The organism is Roseomonas sp. TS2, assembly GCF_058833935.1.
On sequence record NZ_JCACVY010000007.1, the window covers coordinates 1 to 23339 of the forward strand.

The window sequence follows — 23339 nt, forward strand, 5'->3', positions numbered from 1 at the left end:
CAGCCTCGCCCTCCTTGTACTCAGGGAAATTCTTCAGCTGGTCACGGCTCAGCGACAGCTGGATGCCCTCCGGCGTGAAGCGCAGCACCGACCAGGACACGGCGATGCGCCGCCGCCCCACGCCGAGGAAGCCGCCATAATCCAGCACGGCCGCGCGGGGCTGGCCGGCCTCGTCCACCAGGACGTTCACCACCTGGCCGACCACGATGCCGGTCACGCCCTTCACATCCTGGCCGAGGACGCGGAAGGTGGTGCCCTTGGCGAGGGTTTCGCGCTCCGCCAGGGGCGTGGTGCCGGTTTCCGCTTCCTGCGCCAGGACGGGCACGGCCGGCAGCGACAGGGCGAGGGACAATACCAGGGCCGATGGCCAGGCGGGGCGACCGGCCGGGCAAGACTGAATGGACACGATACAGCGCTCCGGAAGCAAGGTCCCGGCCCCGAAGGACCAGGGGGGCGACCCAGCGCCCCCGCAAGCCATAACGGCGCCCGGGCGCGTCGGTTGACCCAACGGCCCAGCTTAGCGCGCCCCGCGCGACACGGGGCCAGGCCCTCGTGCCTCGCTCCCCGGACTCCCTCCCCGGACGGCCCGGGCTCAGCGCGCCAGGGCGCGCATCCACACCAGCACCGCCGCGGCGCCGGCATCGGGCGTGCCCAGCGCGCGCGCGCCCAGGTAGGAAGCGCGGCCGAGACGCGGCGTCATCTCCTGCGTGGCGCGCAGCCCGGCCTCGGCCGCCGCCAGCGCCGCCCCCCAGGCGGGGCCGAGGCCCTGGCCGGCGGATTGCTCGAAGGCCTCGGCCGCCGGCAGCAGCGCGTCCAGCATGGTGCGGTCGCCGGCCCTGGCGCCGCCCAGCGCGCCGATGGCATCGGCCGCCGCGCGGAAGGCGCCGGCCCAGGCGGCGGCGTCGGGGCTGGCCTGTCCTTCCAGGGCACGCGCCGCCCGCAGCAGCGCGACCGCGTAGAACGGCCCGGAGCTGCCGGCGATGGCGCGGCGCAGCGCCTGCCCGGCCTCCGCCAGCATTTCGGCGGGGTTGGCGTGGGCGCCTTCCGGCAGGGCGCGGAGCGCCGCCGCGCCGCGCGCCATGCTGATGCCGAGGTCGCCATCGCCGGCGGCGCTGTCCAGCGCGGTCAGCTCCGGCTCCGCGGCCTCCAGCGCCGCCGCGACGCGGAGGAGGGCGGCACCGATCGCAGGGGCCAGCGGGCCAGGTTCGGGCGGCGGCGCGGCTGGCGTCGCCGGCGGGGCGGGCAGGATGTTGGGCGGCGCGACGCGGCCATCGCCCGTCCAGGCCGGCGCGGCGGCGGGGGCGTCGAGCAGCGCCAGCCGCGCATCGTCCACCCGCATCACGGAGAGCGAGCAGCCCGGCATCTCGATGGCGGTGAGGTAGTTGCCGCACCAGGCGCGCTCCACCACCAGGCCGCGCGCGCGCAGCCCGGCCAGCGCGGCGCGGGCGACGATGGCCAGCTCCATCGGCGGCGTGCCGCCCAGCCCGTTGACCAGCAGCACGACCCGCGCCCCCGGCTCCGTGCCGAGATCGGCCAGGATGCGCCCGAGCAGCGTCTCCACCAGCGCGTCGGCCGGCTGCAGGGCCTCGCGGCTGACGCCCTGCTCGCCATGGATGCCGAGGCCCAGCTCCACCGCATCCTCCTCCAGCGCGAAGCCGGGGCGGCCGGCGGCGGGCACGGTGCAGGCGCCGAGCGCGACGCCCATCGAGCCCAGCGCCGCCGAGGCCGCGCGCGCCTGCGCCGCCACCTCCTCCAGCCCCAGGCCGCGTGCGGCGGCGGCGCCGGCGATCTTGTGCACCAGCACCGTGCCGGCGATGCCGCGCCGCCGCTCCGGCGGCACCGTGTCGCGCAGCGCCACGTCGTCGGCCACCACGACGATCTCGGCGGGAATGCCCTCGGCGCGCGCCAGCTCGGCGGCGAGGCCGAAATTCAGCCGGTCGCCCGTGTAGTTCTTCACCACCAGCAGCGCGCCCGCCGGCCCGGCGACGGCGCGGATGGCGGCCAGCACCGCATCGGTGCTGGGCGAGGTGAAGACATCGCCGGCGACCGCCGCATCCAGCAGGCCGGCGCCGACATAGCCGGCATGGGCCGGCTCATGCCCAGCGCCGCCCCCCGAGAGCACCGCGACGGGCCGTGCCTCCGGCGCGGCGCGCGCCGCGCGCACCACCACGTCGGCCTCGGCCAGCAGCGCCTGATCCGGGCAGAGCGCGACCAGCCCCTCCAGCATTTCCCGCACCACGCGGCGCGGGTCGTTGATCAGTTTCTTCATCTCGCGGCCCTCCTTCCAATCGTGCGGGAGGTTGGGCGGCGCGGACACCGCCATCAAGACGGTTTCTTTCAATGACAGGCACATTGAGGACTTCACGCCGGGCGCGGCCTGTGCTTTGGGTGGGGCCTTCCGCGAAAGGGCAGCGAATGTCGAAGAAGTTTCTGGCCGATGCCATCCAGAATTCGATCGAGATCACCGGCGTGGGCGCGAACGCCCTGGCCGGCGACATCATCGAGGCGATCAAGGGCGAGATCGTGAAGAATGGCCGCTTCACGATTCCTGACTTTGGCGCCTTTATCGTGCGTGAGACGCCGAAGCGCACCGCGATGAATCCCCGCACCGGCGAGAAGGTCGCGGTGAAGGCTGGCGCCACGGTGCGCTTCAAGCCTTCTCCCGCGCTGCGCGATGCCGCCTTCGCGGCGATGAAGAAGAGCAAGCGCAAGGCCGCCAAGGCCTGATCCGAGGCCCCGCCCGCCCGGCGCGGCGGGCGGGGCTTATTCCCGGCCCAGGAAGTCGAGCAGCGGCCGGCCGCCTTCCTCGATATCCTGCACCACCGCGGCGCGCACCATCGCCGCATCCTGCCGCCGCAGCCCTTCCAGCGCCTCCAGATGCCCGTGCCGCGGCCGGTTCTGCGGGCCGCCCGCATAGAGATGGCTGAGCAGCGGGCCACACTGCATCCACAGGATCTCGACGAGACCCAGCAGCACCGGCATGCCGGCGAGCCGGCACAGGCCGAAATGGAACTGCTCATTGCAGTGCAGCGCCGTGGGGAAGTCGCCACGCGCCTCGGCCTCCAGCAGCCTGGCATGGATCGCCGCCAGCGCCCCGATCGCCTCCGGGGTGGCGCGCGCGGCGGCCGCGGCGCCGGCCTGGCCCTCGAGATCGCAGCGCAGCGCGCGGATCTCCAGGAAACGCTCGCGGCCGATGCTCGGCACCACCACCGTGCCGCGCTCGTCCATCTGCAGCGCCTGCTCGGAGACCAACCGCAGCAGCGCCTCCCGCACCGGCGTGGCGCTGATGCCGAGCCGTGCCGCCAGCGGCCGCAGCAGCAGCTTCTCCCCCGGCCGCAGGCGGCTGAGCATCAGGGCCGCGCGCACCTCCTGGTAGGCGCGCTCGCTCAGGCTGTCGCGCGGGATGCGGCGGAAAGGGCCGTCGGCGGCAGGGTCGATGGCGGCAGGCCGGCTCGGCAACGTGTTCACGATTGACATGCCCCGCGTAACGTCCTCAGTGTTATATCAAATGACGCATAACAAGCGTCGTGACCAGGGAAGGAAGAAGTCCATGGACACCGCCGCGCACGCCCGGCCGGGCGTGGATCGGGCCGTCACCTTGCGCCCGGCCTCCGCCGGCCGCCGCCACGGCTCCCGCGCCACCTCCTTGCGCCCCTGACGCCATGCTCGCGCTCCGCAAGACCCGTGCCGCACCCGGGCTGGAAGCGCAGGAGGTGCCACCCCCCGCCGCGCCGGGGCCGGGCGAAATCGGCATCCGCGTCGCCGCCGCCGGCATCTGCGGCAGCGACATCCATGCCTATGAATGGACGCCGGGCTACGAGTTCATGGCGCCCCACATGCCCTTCACGCTGGGGCATGAATTCGCCGGCCATGTGACGGCGGTGGGAGCGGGTGTGGAAGGCTTCGCCCCTGGCGACGCGGTAACCGCCTGGCCCACCATCGGCTGCGGCCAGTGCCGCGCCTGCCGCGAGGGGCGCAACCAGGACTGCCAGGCGCGCCGCATCCTCGGCCTGCACTGCGATGGCGGCTTCGCGGCGCATGTGGTGGCCCCCGCCTCCCACTGCTTCCGCCTGCCCGACGGGGTCGAGGCCGAGATGGGCGCGCTGTGCGAGCCCCTCAGCATCGCCGACAACGCGGTGGAGGTGGCGGAGATCAGCCCCGGCGACGCCGTGCTGGTGCTGGGCCCGGGGCCGATCGGCCTCGGCATCGCCTGGATGGCGCAGCAGCGCGGCGCGCGGGTGCTGCTCGCCGGCTTCGACGACACGCTGCGGCTCGACTGCGCGCGCCGCATGGGCATCGGCCACACGGCCGACCTGGCAGGCACGACCATGGCCGAGGCGGTGCAGTCCTGCTTCGGCGAGAAGGTGGACCGCGTGATCGAGGCCACCGGCGTCACCGCCTCGATCACCGAGGGGCTGTCGGTGCTGCGCTCGAGCGGCGTGCTGGTGATCACCGGCATCCATTCGCGCTCCCTGGAACTGCCGGTGACGGTGATGGTGCGCAACAAGCACCAGCTCCGCGCCGCGCATGACACAAGCTGGGCCGCCTGGCGGCGCGTGCTGGCGCTGCTGGCGGACCCGGCGCACCGGGCGCAACTCGCCCTGATGATCACGCACCGGCTGTCGCTGCGCGAAGGGCCGCGCGGCTTCGAGATGGCCCGACGCAAGGACGCCGTGAAGATCCTGCTGCGGCCCGGCGACGGCTGAGCCGCGCCGGCGGGCGCGACGACTGGGGAGGGAAACAAGAATGTTCAGGACGACACGCAGAGTGGCGCTCGGCCTTCTGGCCGGGCTCGGCATCGGCCTCGGGGCCGGCGCGGCGCAGGCGGAGATCCGCCTCGGCGCGCTCTACCCCTTCAGCGGCGAACTGGCCGTGCTCGGCGACGAGAGCTGGCGCGGGCTGGAGCTGGCGGTGGAGGAGCGCAACGCCGCCGGCGGCATCAAGGGCGAGAAGATCACCCTGGTGCGCGGCGACGCGGTGGACAACAACCAGGCCGTGGCCGAGGCCCGCCGGCTGATCTCGGTGGCCCAGGTGAAGGCCATCTTCGGCACCTACTCCTCCGCCCGCAGCCAGGTGGCGAGCCAGGTGGCCGAGCTGGCGCGCATCCCCTATTTCGAGATGGGCGCGGTCTCCGATTCCATCACCGAGCGCAAGTTCCGCTACCTGTTCCGCACCAACCCCACCGCGCGGAACATGGCGGAGCGCTCGATCGAGATGGTGGTGAACTCCGTGGCCCCCGCCTTCTCGGTGCAGCCCAAGGAGCTGCGCATCGCCATCATCCACGAGGACAGCCTCTACGGCACCACGGTGGGCCGCTTCCAGGCGAGCTACGCGAAGGAGCGCGGCCTCACCATCGTCGAGACCCTGCCCTATCCCGCCAACATCGTCGACATGTCCTCGCTGATCCTGCGGTTGCAGGCGGCGAAGGCCGATGTGGTGCTGCAGACCTCCTACCAGAACGACACGGTGCTGTTCTTCCGCCAGGCGCGCGAGGCCAATTTCAGGCCGCGCGCCATCATCGGCGGCGGCGGCGGCTATTCGCTGCGCGAGACGATGCAGGCGGTGGGGCCGGAGGTGATGGACGGCGTGCTGAACGTCGACTTCACCCAGTACGCCATCAACCCGAAGGCGGCACCCGGCATCGAGGATTTCGTCGCCGCCTACCGCGCCAAGTACGGCATGGAGCCGCGCTCGGGCCACAGCCTCGGCAACTATGTGGGCGCCAAGGTCTTCCTCGACGCCATCGCCGCGGCGAAGTCCCTCGCGGCGGACGACATCCGCGCCGCGGTCGCGGCGGTGGACGTGCCGGACGGCACCACGCCGGAAGGCTGGGGCGTGAAGTTCGGCCCCGACGGGCAGAACGAGCGCGCCAAGATGATGGGGCTGCAATGGCAGGATGGCCGCCTCGTCACCGTCTATCCGCCCGAGGCGGCGGTGTCCGAGCTGCGCCTGCGCCGCTGACGCCAAAGCGGCTGACGCCGGAACCGCGGGCGCCCGGCGGCGCCCGCGAAACGCACGGCCCGAGGGCACGGCAAGAGGAGCGTCCATGGAAACCTTCGTGCAGCTCGTCCTCAACGGGCTGATGCTGGGCGGGCTGTTCGCCATCATCAGCGTCGGCCTCACGCTGATCTTCGGCATCATCCGCCTGGTCAACTTCGCGCATGGTGAGCTGCTGATGGTCGGCATGTACCTGACCTGGCTGGGCACCTCCCAGCTTGGCCTGCACCCCTACGTGCTGGCGCCGCCGCTGGTGCTGGTGCTGTTCGTCATCGGCGTGCTGATCCAGCGCTTCATCCTGCAGCCGCTGCTGGATGCGCGCGACGCGCATGTGCAGATCTTCGCGACCGTCGGCCTCTCCACCGCGCTGATCAACCTGGCGCTGCTGGTCTTCGGCGCCGACCTCTACGCCACGCCCGCGAGCGGCGTCCGGGAGTCCATCACCTTCGGTCCTTTCCGCATCCTGATCGGCCAGCTGGTGATGTTCGTCTGCGGCATCGTCGTGGTCGGGGCGCTGCACCTGTTCATGGAGCGCACCTATCTCGGCCGCGCCATCCGCGCCACGGCGCAGCACCGCGCCGCCGCGCAGCTGATGGGCGTGGACGTCAAGCGCATCTACATCATCACCTTCGGCATCGGCGCCGCCTGCGTCGGGCTGGCGGCGGCACTGGTGGCGCCGATCTATCCCGCCTCCCCCACCGTCGGCACCTATTTCGTGCTCACCGCCTTCGTCGTGGTGGTGCTGGGCGGCATGGGCAGCCTGCACGGCGCCTTCATCGGCGCGCTGCTGATCGGCCTCGTGGACAGCCTCAGCGCCTTCTACATCGCCCCCGACCTGAAGGAGGTGGTGATCTTCGGACTGTTCATCCTGATCCTGCTGTTCCGTCCGACCGGCCTGTTCGGCCTGGGCCGCGGCTCGGAATGAGGAAACCCGCATGAGCGACCTCACCCTCCCCGCCGCCCGCGCGCCCCGCTGGCCAGACCGGGGCATGCTGGCGGCCCTGGCGCTGCTGCCGCTGCTCTTCGTCGTGCCTGTGCTGATCGGCGACGATTTCGTCTCGCACGTCTTCATCACCATCTGCCTCTACGGCGCGCTCGCCACGGCCTGGAACATCGTTGGCGGCTTCGCGGGGCAACTCTCGCTGGGCCACGCCATCTTCTACGGCATCGGCGCCTACACGGCGGGGCTGCTGGTGCCGCTCGGCGTCTCGCCCTGGCTCGGCATGCTGGGGGGTGCCGCCATCTCGGCCATGGTGGGGGTCGCCATCGGCCTGCCCTGCTTCCGGCTGCGCGGGCCGTTCTTCGCGCTGGCCACCATCGCCTTCCTGCAGGTCATCCGGCTGCTGGCGCTGCACTTCACCGGCCTTACCGGCGGCGCGGTGGGGCTGATGGTGCCGCTGCAGACCGGCTGGGAATGGATGATCTTCTTCGAGCGCTGGCCCTCGCTGCTGATCGCCTTCGGCCTGCTGCTGCTGACGCTGGGCGTCACCGCATGGCTCCGCCACGCGCGCTTCGGCTACTACCTGGTCGCCACGCGCGAGCGGGAGCCGGCGGCGGCGGCGGCGGGGGTCGATACGCTGCGGGTGCGGCTCTACGCCGTGGCGCTCTCGGCGGCGCTGACCTCGATGGTCGGCACCTTCCACGGCATGTACCTCACCTTCATCGAGCCGGAGGCGATGTTCTCGCTGGCCTTCTCCGTGCAGATCGCGATGTTCGCGCTGATCGGCGGCATCGGCACCGTCATGGGCCCGCTGCTCGGCACCCTGCTGGTGGTGCCGCTGACGGAGCTGGCGCGCGGCTGGCTCGGCGCCTCCGCGCTCGGGCTGCACGGCTTCGTCTACGGCACGGTGCTGGTGCTGATCGTGCTGTTTGTGCCGGACGGGCTGGTGGGCCTGTTCCGGCGCGCGCCCAAGGGCAGCGCCGACGCGGCGGAACCCGCCGCGCCCGCCACGGTGCCGGCCACCGCGCGGGAGGACATCCGCCGCGAGATCGGCGAGCCCATCCTGGTGGCCGAGCACCTGCACAAGCATTTCGGCGGGCTGGCGGTGACGCAGGATGTCAGCCTCTCCCTGCGGCAGGGCGAGGTGCTCGGCATCATCGGCCCCAACGGCGCCGGCAAGACCACGCTGTTCAACCAGCTCTCGGGCTTCCTGGCGCCCGAGAGCGGCATCGTGCGCATCCGCGTCGAGGGCGAGGGCTTCATCCGCCCGGCCACGCCGCATGCCTTCGCCCGCGCCGGCGTCGGCCGCACCTTCCAGATCGTGCAGCCTTTCGCGGCGATGACGGTGCTGGAGAACATCATGATCGGCGCCTTCCACCATCATCCCGGCCGCGCCGCGGCGCGCGAGAAGGCGCTGGAGACGGCGCACCGCATGGGCCTCTGGGCGCAGCGCGACGTGGAGGCGCGCTCCCTCACCATCGGCGGGCTGAAGCGGCTGGAGATCGCCCGCGTCATGGCGATGGAGCCGCGCATCCTGCTGCTCGACGAGGTGATGGCCGGCCTCAACCAGACCGATGTGCAGCGCGCCATCCGCCTCGTCGAATCGATCCGCGACAGCGGCGTCAGCATCATCGCCATCGAGCATGTGATGCAGGCGATCATGGCGCTGTCGGACCGCGTGGTGGTGCTGAACTCGGGCCGCGTCATCGCCGAGGGGCGGCCGCAGGAGGTGGTGCGAGACCCGGTCGTCGTCGAGGCCTATCTGGGGGAGGATTTCGTCCATGCTCACTCTGCATGAGGTGCGGGCCGGCTATGGCCGCACCACCATCCTGCACGGCATCGACGTCACGGTGGGCGCAGGCGAGGTCGTCACCATCGTCGGCGCCAACGGCGCGGGCAAGACGACCACGCTGCGCACCATCGCCGGGCTGGTGCGCCCCACCGCGGGCCGCATCACCTTCGAGGGGGAGGAGATCGGCCGCCTCACGCCGCACGAGGTGGTGGCGCGCGGCATCACGCTGATCCCCGAGGGGCGGCAGCTCTTCCCCTTCATGACGGTGCGCGACAATCTGCGGATGGGCGCCTACACGCCGCATGCGCGCGGCCGCATGGCGCAGACGATGGACGAGGTGATGGATCTCTTCCCCCGTGTGCGGGAGAAGCTGGAGCAGCATGCGGGCTCCCTCTCGGGCGGCGAGCAGCAGATGGTGGCGATCGCGCGCGGGCTGATGGCGCGGCCGAAGCTGCTGATGTTCGACGAGCCCTCGCTCGGGCTTGCGCCCATCATCGTGAAGCAGGTGTTCGACGTGGTGGAGCGCATCGTGGCCACCGGCGTCACCGTGCTGCTGGTGGAGCAGAACGTGTTCCGCACCCTCAGCCTCGCCGACCGCGGCTATGTGCTGGAGAATGGCGAGATCGTCATGACCGACACCGGGGCCGCCCTGCTGCGCGACGACCATGTGCGCCGCGCCTATCTCGGCATCTGAGGAGCAGGGCATGGACCAGGATCTTGCGTGCCGACCGAGCCATGCGGGCTGCCGCGTGCTGGTCACGGGCGCCGGCCAGGGCATCGGCGGCGCCATCGCCGAGGCCTTCGCGCGGCGCGGCGCCCGGGTCGGCGTGCTCGATGCCGATGCGGCGCGCGCCGGGGCGATGGCGCAGCGCATCCGCGCCGCCGGCGGCATCGCCGCCCCCGCCTGCGCGGATGTTTCCGACTATGCCGCGCTCGGCGCCGCCGTCGCCGCGCTGGAGGAATCACTCGGCGGCCATTTCGACACGCTGGTGAACAATGCCGGCATCTCGCCCAAGCACGAGGGCCGCGCCCATGCGGTGTGGGAGATGGCGCCGGAGGAATGGCAGCGCGTCGTCGGCGTCAACCTCAATGGCTGCTTCAACGCCATCCGCCTGCTCACCCCGGCGATGCGCGCGGCGCGGCGCGGCAGCATCGTCAACATGTCCTCCGTCGCCGGGCGCACCTATTCCGTGGTGGTGGGCGCGCACTACGCCGCGACCAAGGCGGCGCTGATCGGCCTGACCAAGCACCTCGCGGGCGAGCTGGGGCCGGATGGCATCCGCGTCAACGCCATCGCGCCCGGGCGGATCGACACGCCGCTGATCCGCACGGTGGATGAGGCGGTGAATGCCGGCCAGGTGGCGGCCACGCCGCTGCGCCGCCTCGGCCGGCCGGAGGAGGTGGCGGACCTTGCGCTCTACCTTGCCTCGGAGGAGGCTTCCTTCGTCACCGGCCAGGTCGTGGACGTGGCCGGCGGCATGATGATGACCTGAGGGATGGGCGCGTGGACGAGGTTGCGGACTACATCATCGTCGGCGGCGGTTCCGCCGGATGCGTGCTGGCGGCACGGCTTTCGGAGGACCCCTCGGTCCGCGTGCTGCTGCTGGAGGCGGGGCCGGAGGACCGGGACATCTGGATCCATGTGCCGGCCGGCTATGCCCGCCTCTTCGCCAGCGGCCGCTACGACTGCAAGTTCGCGACCGAGCCGGAGGCGGAGCTGAACGGCCGCAGCATCAACTGGCCGCGCGGCCGCGTGCTGGGCGGCTCCGGCTCGGTCAACGGGCTGGTCTTCCTGCGCGGCTCGCCGCACGATTTCGACCGCTGGGCGCAGGCGGGGGCCCGTGGCTGGTCCTATGAGGACGTGCTCCCCTATTTCCGCCGCATGGAGAACTGGCAGGGGCCGCCCGGCGAGACGCGCGGCCAGGGCGGGCCACTGCCGGTCAGCCAGGTGCGGCGGCTCTCCCAGGGCGCGGCCGCCTTCATCGAGGCCTGCGCCGCGCTCGGCCTGCCGCGCAACGCCGACATGAATGACGGCCCGCTCGACGGCGTCATGCCGATCCAGATGAACGTGCGCGGCGGCCGGCGGATGAGCACCGCGCGCGCCTTCCTGCAACCGGCACGCGGCCGGCCCAACCTGCGCGTGCTCACCGGCATCGAGGTGCGGCGCGTGCTGCTGCGCGAGGGCCGCGCCATCGGCGTCGCCGCGCGGCGCGAAGGAGAGGCCGGCGAGGTGGAATTCCACGCGGCGCGCGAGGTGGTGCTCTCCGCCGGCGCCATCGCCACGCCGAAGCTGCTGATGCTCTCCGGCATCGGCGATGGCGCGGCGCTCGGCGCCTTCGGCATCGAGACGCGGGTGCACAGCGCGGGCGTGGGCAAGAACCTCCAGGACCACCTGATCGCCCGCCTCGCCTTCCGCACCCGCCCGGCCGGCACGGTGAACGAGATCATGGCCAACCCGCTGCGCCTGGGCTGGACGGCGCTGGGTTACGCGCTGCGGCGCAGCGGCCCGCTGGCGGTGGGCGCCACGGAGGCCACCGCCTTCGCCCGCGTGACACCGGGCGCCGAGGAGGCGGAGGTGCAGTACCAGTTCATCAACTTCAGCCTCGCCGGCACGGGCTACGTGCTGCCGAAGACGCCGGGGATGATGATCAATTTCGGCCAGTGCCGCCCCGACAGCCGCGGCGAGATCCGGCTGCGCAGCCCGGCGCCGGAGGACAAGCCGCTCATCCTCGCCAACTATCTCACCGCGCCGGGCGACCAGCGGGTGATGCTGGAGGCGGCAAGGCTTGGCCGCCGCATCGGCCGCACCGCGCCCTTCGCCGGGCTGGTGGAGGAGGAGATCGCGCCGCCCCGGGGCCAGGATGACGAGGAGACGCTGCTGGCGCATATCCGCGCCGCCGGCACCACCGTCTACCACCCCTGCGGCACCTGCCGGATGGGAAGCGACGACGCCGCCGTGCTCGACCCGCAGCTCCGGTTGCGCGGCGTCGAGGGGCTGAGGGTGGCCGATGCCTCGGTGATGCCGCTGGTGCCCTCCACCAACATCCAGCCCGCCGTCATCATGGTGGCGGAGCGGGCGGCGGCGCTGATCCGGGCCGGCAGGTAGGGGTGCTCCCCCGCCGGCTCAGCCCTGCAGCAGCTCTGCCACGCAATGCGCCAGGTCGGCACGGCGGAAGGGCTTGCGCAGCACGGGGTAGCCCTCGGGCACGCGGGCGGGGTCGGCATAGCCGGTCAGCAGCAGGATCGGCAGGGCGGGGCGCAGGCTGCGGGCATTCCGGGTCAGCTCCACCCCGCTCATGCGCGGCATCACCAGGTCGGAGACCATCAGCCCGATGCCGGGGTTGTCGCGCAGGCTGCGCAGGGCGGCCTCGCCATCCGGCACCTCCACCACCCGGTGGCCGAGATCGGCGAGGAAGGTGGCGGTGACGCGGCGCACCGCCGGGTCGTCATCCACCACCAGCACCGTCACGGGGTGCGCGGCGGGTTGCGGCACGCCATCCTGGCTGGCCTGCGCCTCGGCCGGCCGCAGCGCCCGCGGCAGGAACAGCTCCACCGTGGTGCCCTCGCCCGGCACGCTGGTGATGACGGTGGTGCCGCCGGACTGGCGCGTCAGCCCATAGACCATCGAGAGGCCAAGCCCCGTCCCCTTCCCCACTTCCTTGGTGGTGAAGAACGGCTCGAAGGCCTGCGCCATCACCTCGGGCGGCATGCCGCTGCCGGTGTCGGAGACGGCGATGGCGACATAGTCGCCGCCGGCGAGGTCGCCGACCTCCTCCTCCCCCACCGATACGTTGCGGGTGCGGAGCGTGATGCTGCCGCCCTCCGGCATGGCGTCGCGGCTGTTGATGCAGAGATTCAGCAGAGCCAGGCCGAACTGCTCGGGGTCCACCATGGCGGGCCACAGCGCATCGGCGAGCTGCCGGTGCAGGGTGATGGCATCGCCCAGGCTGCGCAGCAGCAGGTCCTCCACATCGGTCACCAGCCGGTTCACGTCCGAGGCGCGCAGCTGCAGGTCGCGCTTGCGGCTGAAGCTCAGCAGGCGCTGCGTCAGGGTGGAGCCGCGCTCGGCCGCCAGGATGGCGTTCTTCACCAGCCTCTCCTGCCGCGGCTGCGCCATGCCGCTGTGCAGCAGCAGCTCCAGGCTGCCCAGGATCGCGGTCAGCAGGTTGTTGAAGTCGTGCGCGATGCCCCCGGCCATGGTGCCGAGCGCCTGCATCTTCTCGGCCTGGTGCAGCCGCTCCTCCAGGGCCCGCTGCTCGGTCATGTCGTGCTCGACCGTGGCCAGGTGCGTCGGCTGCCCGTCGCGGCCGAGGATCGGGATGCGGCTGATCCGCACCCAGCGCGGCGGCGCGCCGGCTTCCTGCCGCTGCTCCACCACCTCCACGGGGCGGCGCCGGGCCATCGCCTCCGCATCCGCCCGGCGCAGCGCTGCGGCGGCGGCGGGGCGGTCCAGCATCGCCGCTTCCTCGTGGTGCAGGCATGCCTCCAGCGGCCGGGCGAGCGCGGCCGCCTTGGCCGCGTTCAGGCGCACGAAACGGCCCTGCGCATCCTTGAAGCTGAGAGGGTCGGCGGAGGATTCCAGCAGGCCCTGCAGCAGCGCCTGCTCCGTCTCCAGGCTGCGGCCGAGGCGGAAGCGCTCGGCGGCGTTGCGCACCATGCTCAGCAGCGCCGCCGGCTCCCACGGCTTCGGCGCGTATCCGGCGATGCGGCCATGGTTCAGCGCATTGATCACCGCCTCGAGGTCGGCATAGCCGGTCAGCAGCAGCGCCTCGGCCTGGCTGACCTGCCGCGCGCGCCCGAGAAAGGCGTCGCCCGTCATCTCCGGCATGCGCTGGTCGGAGATGATGACATGCACATCCGGCTCCGCCGCCAGGATCTCCAGCCCGTGCGGGCCGGAGGGGGCGGTCAGCACGCGGAACTCGTCCTCGAACAGGTCGGCCAGGGCGACGAGGATCTCCGGCTCGTCATCGACAAGCAGCAGGGTGGCGGGGGTGTCCAGATGCATCGCTTGCACGCTCAGCGCCCTGCTTTCATCGGCACGCTGACCGTGAAGGTCGCGCCGCCCGACGGTTCGTTCTCGACCGAGATGCTGCCATCATGCGCCTGGATGACGTTGTAGGCGATGGCCAGCCCCAGCCCCGTGCCGGACCCCACCGGCTTGGTGGTGAAGAAGGGCTCGAAGATTCGCTCGCGCAGCGCGTCCGGCACACCCGGGCCGCTGTCGGTCACGGCTATACGATACATCTTCTCGTCGTTCGAGGTGGCGATGCGAATATGGCCACGCTCGGGGATGGCATCGGCGGCGTTGCTGACGATGTTCATCACCACCTGGTTCAGCAGGGCGGGCGAGCAGCGCAGCTCCGGCACCGCCCCGTAATGGCGCTCCACGGCGATGCGGTCGCCGAGCTTGTGCGCCAGCAGCGCCAGCACCGTGTCCAGCGCATCCGGCACGTTGACGCGCTGGAAGGCGTCGTCCTGGCGGGAGAACTTGCGCAGCTTCAGCACCAGGTCCTGGATCCGCCCCAGCCCCAGCGCCATGGAGCGGGAGCGGTCGCGGCAGCGGGCGACCAGCGGATGCGCCGCCGAATCCTCGCCCAGCCCGGCCTGGATCTGCCCCAGCAGCCGGTCCACCGTCCCCTGGTGCGCGATGATGAAGGCCAGCGGGTTGTTGATCTCGTGCGCGATGCCGGCCACCAGCTCGCCCAGCGAGGCCATCTTGGCGGCCTGCACCAGCTTGGTCTGGGTCTCACGCAGCTGGCGGTTGGCATCCTCCAGCTCGCCATTGGCGCGGGCCAGCGCCTCGGCCAGGGCGGCCTTGGCCTGGGCGGCGGCGGCCTCGGCCTGGGCGCGCTCCATGGCCAGCTCGCGGTCGCGCAGCTCGGCGGCGCTGCGCCGGTCCTCGTCCTGCAGCAGCTTCCGGCGCAGCGCGGCGCGGATGCGCACGCTCATCACCTTGGCCTCGGCCATGGCCGGGATCAGGTCGTCCGCCCCCGCCTCGAAGACATGCGCCAGGGTCTCGCGCTCGGCCGGGTTGTCGCTGCCGAGCGCGACGATCTGGAAGCCCGCCCCGTCCCCCGCATTGCCAGAGGCGGCGGCGCGCAGCGCGTTCAGCCGGGCGCAGAGGGTGACGCCGTCGAAGCTGTTGCTGAAGGCGTTCAGCACCACGCAATCCCAGCTCTGCGGTGCCGCGGCCGCCGCCTCCAGCGCCGCCTCGGCATTGGCCACGGCCTCCACCATGTAGCCGTCGCGGCTCAGCAACCCGGCAAGGTAGGTGCGGTAGGTGACGCTGTCGTCCACCAGCAGCATCCGCGCCCGGCGGAACGCCGCCACGCCCTGCCCGCTCCCCGCCGGCCCGGCGACGGCGCGGCGGCGCAGCAGCGCCTTGATGCGCAGCAGCAACAGGTCCTGGTCGGCCGATTTCGGCACATAGGCATCGGCGCCGCTTTCCAGGCCCTGGCGCTCCAGGTCGCCCTCGCGCGCCTCGGTCAGCATCAGCACAGGAATGGCACGGGTGCGGCTGTTCAGCCGGATCTGCCGGGCCAGCTCGTCGCCATTCATGCCGGGCAGGTGGTAGTCGGCGATCACCAGGGCGGGCAGCGCCTCGTTCAGCGCCTCCAGCGCCAGCTCCGCCGTGGCGGTGCGGCACACGGCGAAGCCCTGGCTTTCCAGCAGCCGGCGCATCTGCAGCGCCTGGGTCTCGGAATCCTCGACCAGCAGGATGGGCGTGCCGGGAGGAACGGGCTGGGCGGGCATCAGAGCGATGCCCGGGCGAGCTGCTGCAGGCGGGGGCCGATCAGCGGCAGCGGCAGGCTGATGCTGGAGCCGCCCATCCGCACCGCCGCCGCCGGCATGCCATAGACCACGGCCGTGCTCTCATGCTCGGTGATGGTGAAGGCGCCCTCCTGGCGCATCTGCACCAGCCCCACCGCGCCATCCTCTCCCATGCCGGTGAGCAGCACGCCGAGGCCGCGCGGCCCCAGCGTCTCGGCCATGGAACGGAACAGCAGCGTCGCCGCCGGGCGCTGGCTGGCCACCGGCCGGTCCTTCGTCACGCGCAGGTAGCCCTGCGGCGCCAGCATCAGGTGGCAGTCGCCGGGCGCGACGTAGACATGGCCCGGGCGCGGCGTCTCGCCATCCCGCGCCAGGGCCACCGGCAGCGGCACCACCCCGCCCAGCCACTTGGCGAAGCCCTCCATGAAGGCGGCCCCCATGTGCTGCACCAGCAGCACGGGCAGCGGGAAATCGGCGCTCAGCGCACCAAGCACCTGGGCCAGGGCCGGCGGGCCGCCGGTGGAGGCGGCGATACCGAGCAGCGCCGCCGGCTGCCGCGCCGCCGGCTCCGGCCGCGGCGCGGCGGGCGGGGCGGCGCGGAAGCCCGCCATCATCCGCCGCCGGATCACCGGCACCTCGCTCATGATGTAGAGCTGCGTGCAGATCGTCTCCGACACCCGCTCATGCCCGCCGGTCTCCATGCCGACCGGCTTCTCCACCACCGAGAGCGCGCCGGCACGCAGCGCGTTCATCGAGATGCGCAGCGAGCTGTCCTCCACGCTGTCGGCGATGACGACGATGGGGGTGGGCTGCTCCGCCATGATCCGCCGCGTCGCCTCCAGCCCGTCCATGCCGGGCAGGCGGATATCCATGGAGATCACGTCGGGCCGGACGCGCGGCAGCTCCTGCAGAGCCTCCTCGGCCGAGGCGACGGCGGCGACAACGGTCAGGCGCGGGTCGCGCGAGATGATGTGGTTGAGGAGCCGGCGCACCACCAGCGAATCCTCGACGATCATGACACGCACAGGCTGGGAGGACATGGTCAGAGCATCTGGCTGATCGTCGCCAGCAATTCACGCTGGTCGAACTTCTGCTTGGTGATGTAGGCGCCGGCGCCGAGGTCGAGGCCGCGCCGCACATCCTCCGCGCTGGCGCGGGAGGTCATCAGGATCACCGGCACCGGCGCCAGGCGCGGATCGTTCTTCATGGCCTGCAGCAGGCCGAAGCCGTCCAGCCGGGGCATCTCCACATCCGCCACCACCAGATCGACGGCCACCTCGCCGCTGCGCAGCAGGTTCAGCGCATCCAGCCCGTCGACGCTGAGCAGCACGCGGAAGCCCTGCGCTTCCAGGATGCTCTTCTCCAGCGTCCGGGTGGTGATCGAATCGTCCACCACCAGGATCGTCGCCGCGGCCCGCAGCTGCGGCGCCGGCACCAGGCCCAGCCCGGCCGAGGCCAAGCGGCCCTCGTCGCGCAGCCAGCGGCTCACCAGCCCTTCCGGGCTCAGCACCAGGGCCAAGCGCTCCCCCTCCTGCATCGCCACCCCGGCCACCAGATCCACCTCGGACGCCGGGGCATCGAGCGCCTCCACCGTCAGGGTGCGGACATCGCTCAGCATGTCGACCGCCAGCGCGCAGCGGCGCTCGCCGCTGCGCAGGAGCACAAGGCTGACATGCCCGGCCTCCACGGGAATCGCGGAGGCAGGCCGGCCGAGAAGGGTCGGCAGAGCAATCACGGGGGCAATAACGTCGCGTCCCTCGATTTCGATGCGCGTCACCGGCTGTGCCTCGACACTTTCGATGGCGGCGGCAGGCAGGCGCAGCAGCCGCTCCACGCCGCGGGTGGGCAGGCCATAGGCCTCGCCCCCCACCTCCACCAGCAGCAGCGGCTGCCGGGCGGCGGAGAAGGGCACCACGATCTCCACCTCCGCCCCCCAGGGGCGGCGCTGGCGCAGCGCCGCGGTGCCGCGCAGCCGCCGCGCCGCCTCGGCCACCACCGACATGCCGATGCCGCGGCCGGAGAGGCGGTCGGCCGTCTCGGTGGTGGAGAAGCCGGGCTCGAACACCAAGGAGAGCAGGTGCTCGCCGGGCGGCGGGGGGGTATCGGCGGGGCGCGGCGGCAGCAGGCCGCGCCGCACCGCCTCGGCCTCGATCCGCGCCAGGTCAGGACCGCGCCCGTCGTCGAACACGGTCAGCGACAGCAGCCCGCCCCGCGCCACCAGCCGCAGCCCGATCTCGGCCTGCGGCGGCTTGCCCTGGCGGGCGCGCTCCGCAGCACTCTCGAGCCCGTGGCTCACGGCGTTGCGCAGCAGATGCGTCACCGGGTCCTTCAGCGTCTGCAGCACGCGGCGGTCGGCCTCCAGCTCCAGCCCTTCCATCCGCACCGCGGCATTGCCGCCGGCTTCGCGCACCAGGTCGCGCGTCATGCGGGCCAGCGAGCCGAGCACCGCCTCGGCCGGCACGAGGGCGATGCGCTCCACGCGCGCGCGGAGCTGCGCCGCGGCGGCATCGGTGGCCCAGGCGACCGCGCGCTGCTGCCGCGCCAGATGGCCGAGCTGGCGGAACATCGCCAACAGGCCATGGCTGAAATCCTGCAGCCGCGTCGCGCTGCCCTCCCCCCGGGGGGTCTGGGCCATGCCACGGCCCAGCCGGTCCCATTCCCGGCGCAGGCCACGCATGTCGGCCTCCAGGGCGCGCAGGACGGCATCGACCTCCGCCTGCCGCGACAGGGTGTCGGACAGGGCATGCACCGCGCCGGCAAGCTCCTCCAGCTGCTCCGCCCGGACACGAAGGTATTCCACCCCGCCGCCGACCGGCTCGGCTGCCGCCGGAGGGGCGGGCGGAGCAGCCTCGGCCGCCTGCGGTGCGGTGGCAGCGGGCGCCACGGCCGGCGGCGGCGTGGCGGGAAGGGCCGCAGCGGGAGAAGCGCCGGCAGCTTGTGCCAGCGGGCGCGAGCCGCCGAGCAGGCCGTCGAGCGCCTCCAGCGCGGCGATGGGCAGGGCCGGGTCCGGGTCGCTCCCCAGCGCCGCCACATAGCCCTCGATGGCGTCCAGACCAAGCTGCACCGTGCCGATGCTGGCCGGGCCCAGCGACAGCGCCCCCTCCCCCACCCGCATGAACACGGCTTCCAGCCGGTGCGACAGCTCCTCCACCGCCGGCAGGTCGACCGCGCGGGCGGCGCCCTTGAGGCTGTGGGCGCGGCGGAAGATGTCGCGCAGATCGAAGGGCCGGCCGGCCTCGGCCTCGGCCAGGGCGGCGCGGATCGCCTGCAGGTGCTCCTGATGCTCGATGGCGAAGGCGGCCAGCAGCTCCTGGCGCAGATCGTTCATGCGGCACCGCCCCGCAGGCGGGGCGCGGACGGCCGATGGCCCGCCCTGCCCCGCCGCTCACCCGCCGATGGCAGACGCATGGCCAGCCCCCCGCTCAGAGCCGGTAGCGGTCGGCCAGGGCGACGAGCTGCTGCGACAGCTGCGACAGGTTCGCCGCCGCCGTGTCCAGCTGCCGCGTGCCGGCCGCGGTCTGCTGGCTGGCCTGGCGGATGTTCTGCAGCGCGCTCATCACCTGCTCGATGCCGAGCTGCTGCTGGTTGGTCGAGGCGACGATCTGCTGGAAGGTCTGCACGCTCTCCTGGATGCGGCCGGTGATCTCGGTGATGGTGCTCTGCGTCGTGTCGGTGCGCTCACGCCCGGTGGCAACACGCTTCACCGCCTCCTCGGTCAGCATGACGGAGGCGTTGATGCCGCGCTGGATGTCGCCCAGGATCGAGCGCACCTGGCTGGTGGCCTCCTTCGCCTGGTCGGCCAGCGTCTTCATCTCGGCGGCGACGACGGCGAAGCTGCGCCCCTGCTCGCCGGCGGCGGCGGCCTCGATGGCGGCGTTCAGCGCCAGCAGGTGGCTGCGCTCGGAGATGTCGTTCACCGTGGCGATGATCTCGCCGATCGCCTGCGTCTTCTCGGACAGCGCGACGATGTTGGTGGCCACCGCCTCGGCCTGCTCGCGGATGGCGTCCATCGCGCGCACCGTCTCGTCCACCGCGCGCAGCCCGGCGGAGGAGGTCTGCGCCGTGGCCTGGGCGGAAGCGATGACCTCCTGCGCCCGCTTGCCGATCTGCACGCCGGAATGGGTGATCTCGTCGACCGTCGCGGCGGTCTCCTGCACGGCGGCGAGCTGCTCCTCGACGCTGGCGGCCTGCTCCTGCGTGCTGGCGCGGATCTCGGCGGCGGCGGCGTTCAGGTTCTCGGTGGCCTCCCGGCTCTGGCCGGCGAGCTGGCGCAGGCCCTCCACCATGGCGTTGAGCGTGCTGCCGAGGCGGCCCAGCTCGTCATGCCCGGTCGAGGCCAGGTCGCCGCCGAGGTCGCCCCGGCCGACGCGCTCGACGAAGTTCATGAAGGCCGAGAGCGGCCGCACGATGGAGCGGCGGATCAGCACGGTGATGGCGATGCCGAGCAGCACCGCGCCGATCATGACCATGATCACCGAGAAGCGGCTCTCGAGATAGATCTCGTTGCTGCGCCGCTGGCCGCTGCCAATCACCTCGTTCAGCGCCTCCTGCAGCTGGCCGGTGAGGCGGTAGAATTCCTGCCGCGCGGGCAGCAGGGCGGCACCCACGCCCTGCACCGCGTCCAGGTTGCCGGCCTGGATGGATTGCAGCTGCTCCTGGCTGCGCTCGCGGATCTGCCGCAGCGGCAGCGCCGCCTGGGTGACGATCTGGGAGATCTGCTGCCAGCCGGCCTGCCGCTCCGTGGAGGCGGCGTTGGCCAGGTTCTGGCTGGCCTGGGCCTGGATCTCGTTCAGCAGGCGCTCTGCCTCGGTGACATAGCGCGGCACCAGCGGGGCCGGGTCCTCGGCTGCCGTCTCCCGGCCCAGGCTGCGCAGCAGGAAGCGCGAGACGGCCCGGCTGCGGGCGTCCTGCAGGTCGTGCTCGGCATCCTGCAGGTCGATCAGCTTGCGCAGCATGGCCATGTCGCGGGTGACCGTGACCTCGGAGGCACGGGTGACCACGCTGATCTGGTTCAGGCTGTAGAGACCCAGGCCGACCAGCAGCAGCGTGATGGCGGTGAAGCCCAGAAGGATACGGTTGGCGATGCTCACGGCGTCACGCTCCGGAAAGTCTCGGGAGAAGACAGGTAGGGTTGCAGCAGGCGGTCCATGTCGATCAGGCCCAGCACCGGCCGGCGGCCGCCGGCCAGGGCGGGAGGCAGCCAGGCATGGCCCGCCACCATCCGCTCCGCCACGGGCTGGCCGGGCTGTTGCAGCGGGGCCACCTCGGCCACGCCCAGCACACGGTCCACGCGCAGGGCGAAGCGGCGCGGAGCGTGGCGCAGCAGCACGACATGCCCCTCCATCATCCGCCCGTGAAGCGCCGGGTCGGCCGCCGCCTCGGGCCGGGCGGCGGGGCGGCCAAGCGCCAGGCCAAGATCCAGCACGCTGAACACCTGCCCGGTGCGGCCGAGCAGCCCCAGCATCGCCGGCGGCGCACCGGGCAGCGGCACGCAGGGCGCGGCAGGGAGCACATGCGCGGCCATGGCCAGGGGCAGGCCGTAGAACTCGTCGCCCAGCGCACACGCGATCACGGACAGGACCGGATGGGCCGCGTCCTGCGCGGCGTCGGCGCGGGCCCGGCCGGCCAGGCTGCGCGTGCGCTCATCCATCAGCCGCTCCGCACGGGCGCGCAGCGACGGCAAGGCCGCGGCGGGGGTCCGGCCGGGCATCAGCGGGCCGTCCCTGCGGGATGGGTGTCGAGATGCAGCCGCGCCGTCTCGCGCAGCGCCCGTGCGGTCATGCCGTCGCCCTCCTCCACGGTCTCGTCCGGCGGCATCGCATGCGCGATGCGCGACGCCACGGCGAGGGCGCGCCGTCCGGCGGCGGCCTCTCCCTCGTCGAGCAGCAGCAGGCCCAGCTGATAGTGCGCCATGACGAAATCGTTGCGCAGGTAGAGGGCACGGCGGAAGGCCCGCTCGGCGGCGGCACGCTGGCCGAGGGCCCGCTGCACCAGCCCCTCGTAATAATGCAGGGCGGCGTCGAGCGGCCATTCCCGCAGGCCGGCCGCGCAGGCCTGGCTGGCCGCGAGAAGGTCGCCCCTGTCGGCCTGGGCGCGCACCTGGTCCAGCCAGCCGGCGCCGCTCTGCCGGGCGGCGCCGCTGTCCTCCTGCGCAGCCGCGGTGGAGGGCGGCGCGGCAGGGCGCGGCGGAGCGGCCACTGGCTGGGCTGGCCCCGGAGGGAAAGCCGAGGCGGGTGCCACCGGCACCCAGGGTGCCGGGTTGGTGACGGCAGGCGGGCTGCCCGGCCACCCGGCCGGCAACGGCCGTGCGGCAGCCGTGGCGGCGGAGGGGGGCGCCAGGCCCGTCTCCCCACGCCGCCGATAGGCGACGGTGCCCGGCAGGTTCACGACCTCCAGGAACTCGGCGAAGTCCGGGTTGGGCTCGGCATGGCCCAGCAGCAGCCAGCCCCCCTCGTGCAGCCGCTTCGACAGGGCCCGGACGATGCGCAGCACCACCTCGGGGTGGAAGTAGATCAGCACGTTGCGGCAGAGGATCAGGTCGTAATCCGTGAACTGGAGCGGAGAGGTGCCGTCCAGCAGACTCAGCAGGTTGTGCTTCTCGAAGCGCACCATGGCGCGGTGCTGGGGCCGCAGCAGCCAGTGGCGGCCATCGGCGGCGGGGATGAAGTCCCGCTGCAACTCCTCCGGCGAGAGGGTCCGCAACGCCCAGCGGCTGAACCGCGCCTGCCGTGCCGTCTCCAGCACCGCCTCGTTCAGGTCGGTGCCCAGGATGGACAGCCGCCAGTCCGGCAGGGCCTCGCCCAGCAGGCGGCGCAGCAGGATGGCCACCGAGTACGGCTCCGCGCCGCTGGCGCAGCCGGCGCTCCAGATGCGCAGCCGGCTCCGCGGGCGGGCCCGCTCCAGCAGGGCCGGCAGGATGGTCTCGCCCAGCGCCGCGAACTGCTCGGCATAGCGGAAGAAGAAGGTCTCGCCGATGGTGATCTCGGCCTCCAGCGCCGCCCATTCGGCCTCGCCCTGCGCCATGTCCCGCAGCCGGGCCAGGTACGCGCCCGCGCCGACCAGCCCGGTGGCATGCAGCCGGCGCCGGACCCGCTCCCACAGCAGCTCGTCCTTGTCCTGGTAGTAGTGGTGGCCCGTGCGGGCGACGATCTCGGCCTTCAGCGCCAGGAAATCCGCGTCCGGCAGCAGGGTGGCCGTGAAGGGCCCGGGCGCCGCGCGCGTCATGCCGCGCCCTCCCTTCCCGCGCCTTCCCACTCCGCCAGCCGGGACTGCGCGCCCTCGCGCAGGGTGACCAGGGTGGCGGCTTCCTGCGCCAGCAGGATGCGGTTCGGTGCCAGCAGGTGGATGAAGCCTTCCGGCGTCTCGATCTCGGCCGTGGCACAGCCATTCAGCGTCGCCTCGGGCGGCACGGGGCGCAGCCGCTCCGGCGGGATGCGCCGCATGTCCAGCACTCGGTCCACCAGCAGGGCCAGGAGCGGCTTCCCCTCCCCGCCGGTCAGCAGCAGGTGGCGGTACAGCGCGTCCTCGGCGTCGCCGGATGCGGCAAGGCCGAAGAGGCGCGGCAGGTCCAGCACCGGCACCGCCTCGCCGGCGAGATTCATGAAGCCGGCCAGAGGGCGCGGCAGGCCCGGCGGCCGCCAGAGGCGCGGCAGCGGCAGCACCTCGCGCACCGCGGCGCAGGGCAGGGCACAGCGCCGGCTGCCCAGACGCATCACCACGTAATGATCCGCTGGAAGGGCCGTCATAGCGCGCCAGTTCACGAAAGAGGATTTCCCGCTGCGGCGTTTTGGTTACCACCGGTTGTATCGCACGCCAACCGGCTCCCCTCGACCCTGCGGC

Annotated in this window: 19 protein-coding genes; 8 read left to right on the forward strand and 11 right to left on the reverse strand. The window is 72.7% G+C overall.

Annotated elements, in window-relative coordinates:
- Positions 1-406: PRC-barrel domain-containing protein (locus ACZJYS_RS02710; RefSeq protein ID WP_493175624.1), on the reverse strand; the 406-nt coding region annotated here is incomplete at its 3' end.
- A 186-nt stretch (positions 407-592) separates the two neighbouring features.
- Positions 593-2269 (reverse strand): dihydroxyacetone kinase family protein, encoded by a 1677-nt coding sequence (locus ACZJYS_RS02715; RefSeq protein ID WP_493175626.1) that lies wholly within the window; start codon positions 2267-2269, stop codon positions 593-595.
- A gap of 146 nt (positions 2270-2415) precedes the next feature.
- On the opposite strand from ACZJYS_RS02715, the gene ACZJYS_RS02720 reads away from it, so the two are divergent.
- Entirely contained in the window at positions 2416-2727 is a 312-nt protein-coding gene (locus tag ACZJYS_RS02720; protein WP_109517248.1) for an HU family DNA-binding protein, read from the forward strand.
- Between the two features lie 36 nt (positions 2728-2763).
- Here the strand turns inward: ACZJYS_RS02720 and ACZJYS_RS02725 are convergent, their stop codons facing one another.
- Positions 2764-3477 carry a GntR family transcriptional regulator gene (locus ACZJYS_RS02725; protein WP_493175628.1) on the reverse strand — a complete coding sequence of 238 codons (714 nt, stop codon included), beginning with the start codon at positions 3475-3477 and terminating at the stop codon, positions 2764-2766.
- Between the two features lie 185 nt (positions 3478-3662).
- On the opposite strand from ACZJYS_RS02725, the gene ACZJYS_RS02730 reads away from it, so the two are divergent.
- From ACZJYS_RS02730 to ACZJYS_RS02760, 7 genes are all read left to right on the forward strand, one after another.
- Positions 3663-4706 (forward strand): zinc-dependent alcohol dehydrogenase, encoded by a 1044-nt coding sequence (locus ACZJYS_RS02730; RefSeq protein ID WP_493175630.1) that lies wholly within the window; start codon positions 3663-3665, stop codon positions 4704-4706.
- Between the two features lie 61 nt (positions 4707-4767).
- Positions 4768-5961, forward strand: a complete 1194-nt coding sequence (locus tag ACZJYS_RS02735; RefSeq protein WP_493175632.1) for an ABC transporter substrate-binding protein — start codon at positions 4768-4770, stop codon at positions 5959-5961.
- 85 nt (positions 5962-6046) lie between these two features.
- The gene (locus tag ACZJYS_RS02740) at positions 6047-6922 is read left to right on the forward strand and encodes a branched-chain amino acid ABC transporter permease (protein ID WP_493175634.1); all 876 of its coding nucleotides are present in this window, start codon (positions 6047-6049) and stop codon (positions 6920-6922) included.
- Positions 6923-6932: 10 nt separating this feature from the next.
- Positions 6933-8735, forward strand: a complete 1803-nt coding sequence (locus ACZJYS_RS02745) for a branched-chain amino acid ABC transporter ATP-binding protein/permease (RefSeq protein ID WP_493175636.1) — start codon at positions 6933-6935, stop codon at positions 8733-8735.
- The gene (locus ACZJYS_RS02750; protein WP_109517242.1) at positions 8719-9423 is read left to right on the forward strand and encodes an ABC transporter ATP-binding protein; all 705 of its coding nucleotides are present in this window, start codon (positions 8719-8721) and stop codon (positions 9421-9423) included. The genes ACZJYS_RS02745 and ACZJYS_RS02750 overlap by 17 nt, the downstream gene beginning before the upstream one ends.
- Before the next feature lie 10 nt (positions 9424-9433).
- Positions 9434-10222 carry a 3-oxoacyl-ACP reductase FabG gene (fabG, locus tag ACZJYS_RS02755; RefSeq protein WP_493175639.1) on the forward strand — a complete coding sequence of 263 codons (789 nt, stop codon included), beginning with the start codon at positions 9434-9436 and terminating at the stop codon, positions 10220-10222.
- An 11-nt stretch (positions 10223-10233) separates the two neighbouring features.
- Positions 10234-11835: a GMC family oxidoreductase gene (locus tag ACZJYS_RS02760; protein WP_493175641.1), complete on the forward strand. Its 1602-nt coding sequence runs from the start codon at positions 10234-10236 to the stop codon at positions 11833-11835.
- A gap of 18 nt (positions 11836-11853) precedes the next feature.
- On the opposite strand, the gene ACZJYS_RS02765 is transcribed toward ACZJYS_RS02760, so the two are convergent.
- The 8 genes from ACZJYS_RS02765 to ACZJYS_RS02800 all read right to left on the reverse strand — a co-directional run bounded on the left by ACZJYS_RS02765 (position 11854) and on the right by ACZJYS_RS02800 (position 23245).
- Positions 11854-13734 carry a response regulator gene (locus ACZJYS_RS02765; RefSeq protein WP_109517239.1) on the reverse strand — a complete coding sequence of 627 codons (1881 nt, stop codon included), beginning with the start codon at positions 13732-13734 and terminating at the stop codon, positions 11854-11856.
- Between the two features lie 11 nt (positions 13735-13745).
- On the reverse strand, positions 13746-15482 hold the full coding sequence (locus ACZJYS_RS02770; RefSeq protein WP_109517238.1) for a response regulator: 1737 nt from the start codon (positions 15480-15482) through the stop codon (positions 13746-13748).
- Entirely contained in the window at positions 15482-16540 is a 1059-nt protein-coding gene (gene cheB, locus ACZJYS_RS02775; protein WP_245906364.1) for a chemotaxis-specific protein-glutamate methyltransferase CheB, read from the reverse strand. Before cheB ends, ACZJYS_RS02770 begins: the two co-directional genes overlap by 1 nt.
- Before the next feature lie 2 nt (positions 16541-16542).
- Positions 16543-18828 (reverse strand): hybrid sensor histidine kinase/response regulator, encoded by a 2286-nt coding sequence (locus ACZJYS_RS02780; protein WP_493175644.1) that lies wholly within the window; start codon positions 18826-18828, stop codon positions 16543-16545.
- Positions 18829-18922: 94 nt separating this feature from the next.
- Positions 18923-20590, reverse strand: a complete 1668-nt coding sequence (locus ACZJYS_RS02785) for a methyl-accepting chemotaxis protein (RefSeq protein WP_493175646.1) — start codon at positions 20588-20590, stop codon at positions 18923-18925.
- Positions 20587-21210: a chemotaxis protein CheW gene (locus ACZJYS_RS02790; RefSeq protein ID WP_493175648.1), complete on the reverse strand. Its 624-nt coding sequence runs from the start codon at positions 21208-21210 to the stop codon at positions 20587-20589. Before ACZJYS_RS02790 ends, ACZJYS_RS02785 begins: the two co-directional genes overlap by 4 nt.
- The gene (locus tag ACZJYS_RS02795; protein WP_493175650.1) at positions 21210-22724 is read right to left on the reverse strand and encodes a CheR family methyltransferase; all 1515 of its coding nucleotides are present in this window, start codon (positions 22722-22724) and stop codon (positions 21210-21212) included. Before ACZJYS_RS02795 ends, ACZJYS_RS02790 begins: the two co-directional genes overlap by 1 nt.
- Complete coding sequence (locus ACZJYS_RS02800) at positions 22721-23245, reverse strand: chemotaxis protein CheW (RefSeq protein ID WP_493175652.1); 525 nt, start codon at positions 23243-23245, stop codon at positions 22721-22723. The genes ACZJYS_RS02795 and ACZJYS_RS02800 overlap by 4 nt, the downstream gene beginning before the upstream one ends.
- Between the last annotated feature and the right edge of the window lie 94 nt (positions 23246-23339).

Coding starts and splice junctions, on each gene's coding strand:
- ACZJYS_RS02715 (WP_493175626.1), bottom strand. CDS start 2,269: ATGAAGAAACTGATCAACGACCCGCGCCGCGTGGTGCGGGAAATGCTG.
- ACZJYS_RS02720 (WP_109517248.1), top strand. CDS start 2,416: ATGTCGAAGAAGTTTCTGGCCGATGCCATCCAGAATTCGATCGAGATC.
- ACZJYS_RS02725 (WP_493175628.1), bottom strand. CDS start 3,477: ATGTCAATCGTGAACACGTTGCCGAGCCGGCCTGCCGCCATCGACCCT.
- ACZJYS_RS02730 (WP_493175630.1), top strand. CDS start 3,663: ATGCTCGCGCTCCGCAAGACCCGTGCCGCACCCGGGCTGGAAGCGCAG.
- ACZJYS_RS02740 (WP_493175634.1), top strand. CDS start 6,047: ATGGAAACCTTCGTGCAGCTCGTCCTCAACGGGCTGATGCTGGGCGGG.
- ACZJYS_RS02745 (WP_493175636.1), top strand. CDS start 6,933: ATGAGCGACCTCACCCTCCCCGCCGCCCGCGCGCCCCGCTGGCCAGAC.
- ACZJYS_RS02750 (WP_109517242.1), top strand. CDS start 8,719: ATGCTCACTCTGCATGAGGTGCGGGCCGGCTATGGCCGCACCACCATC.
- fabG (WP_493175639.1), top strand. CDS start 9,434: ATGGACCAGGATCTTGCGTGCCGACCGAGCCATGCGGGCTGCCGCGTG.
- ACZJYS_RS02765 (WP_109517239.1), bottom strand. CDS start 13,734: ATGCATCTGGACACCCCCGCCACCCTGCTGCTTGTCGATGACGAGCCG.
- ACZJYS_RS02770 (WP_109517238.1), bottom strand. CDS start 15,482: ATGCCCGCCCAGCCCGTTCCTCCCGGCACGCCCATCCTGCTGGTCGAG.
- cheB (WP_245906364.1), bottom strand. CDS start 16,540: ATGTCCTCCCAGCCTGTGCGTGTCATGATCGTCGAGGATTCGCTGGTG.
- ACZJYS_RS02780 (WP_493175644.1), bottom strand. CDS start 18,828: ATGAACGATCTGCGCCAGGAGCTGCTGGCCGCCTTCGCCATCGAGCAT.
- ACZJYS_RS02790 (WP_493175648.1), bottom strand. CDS start 21,210: ATGCCCGGCCGGACCCCCGCCGCGGCCTTGCCGTCGCTGCGCGCCCGT.
- ACZJYS_RS02795 (WP_493175650.1), bottom strand. CDS start 22,724: ATGACGCGCGCGGCGCCCGGGCCCTTCACGGCCACCCTGCTGCCGGAC.
- ACZJYS_RS02800 (WP_493175652.1), bottom strand. CDS start 23,245: ATGACGGCCCTTCCAGCGGATCATTACGTGGTGATGCGTCTGGGCAGC.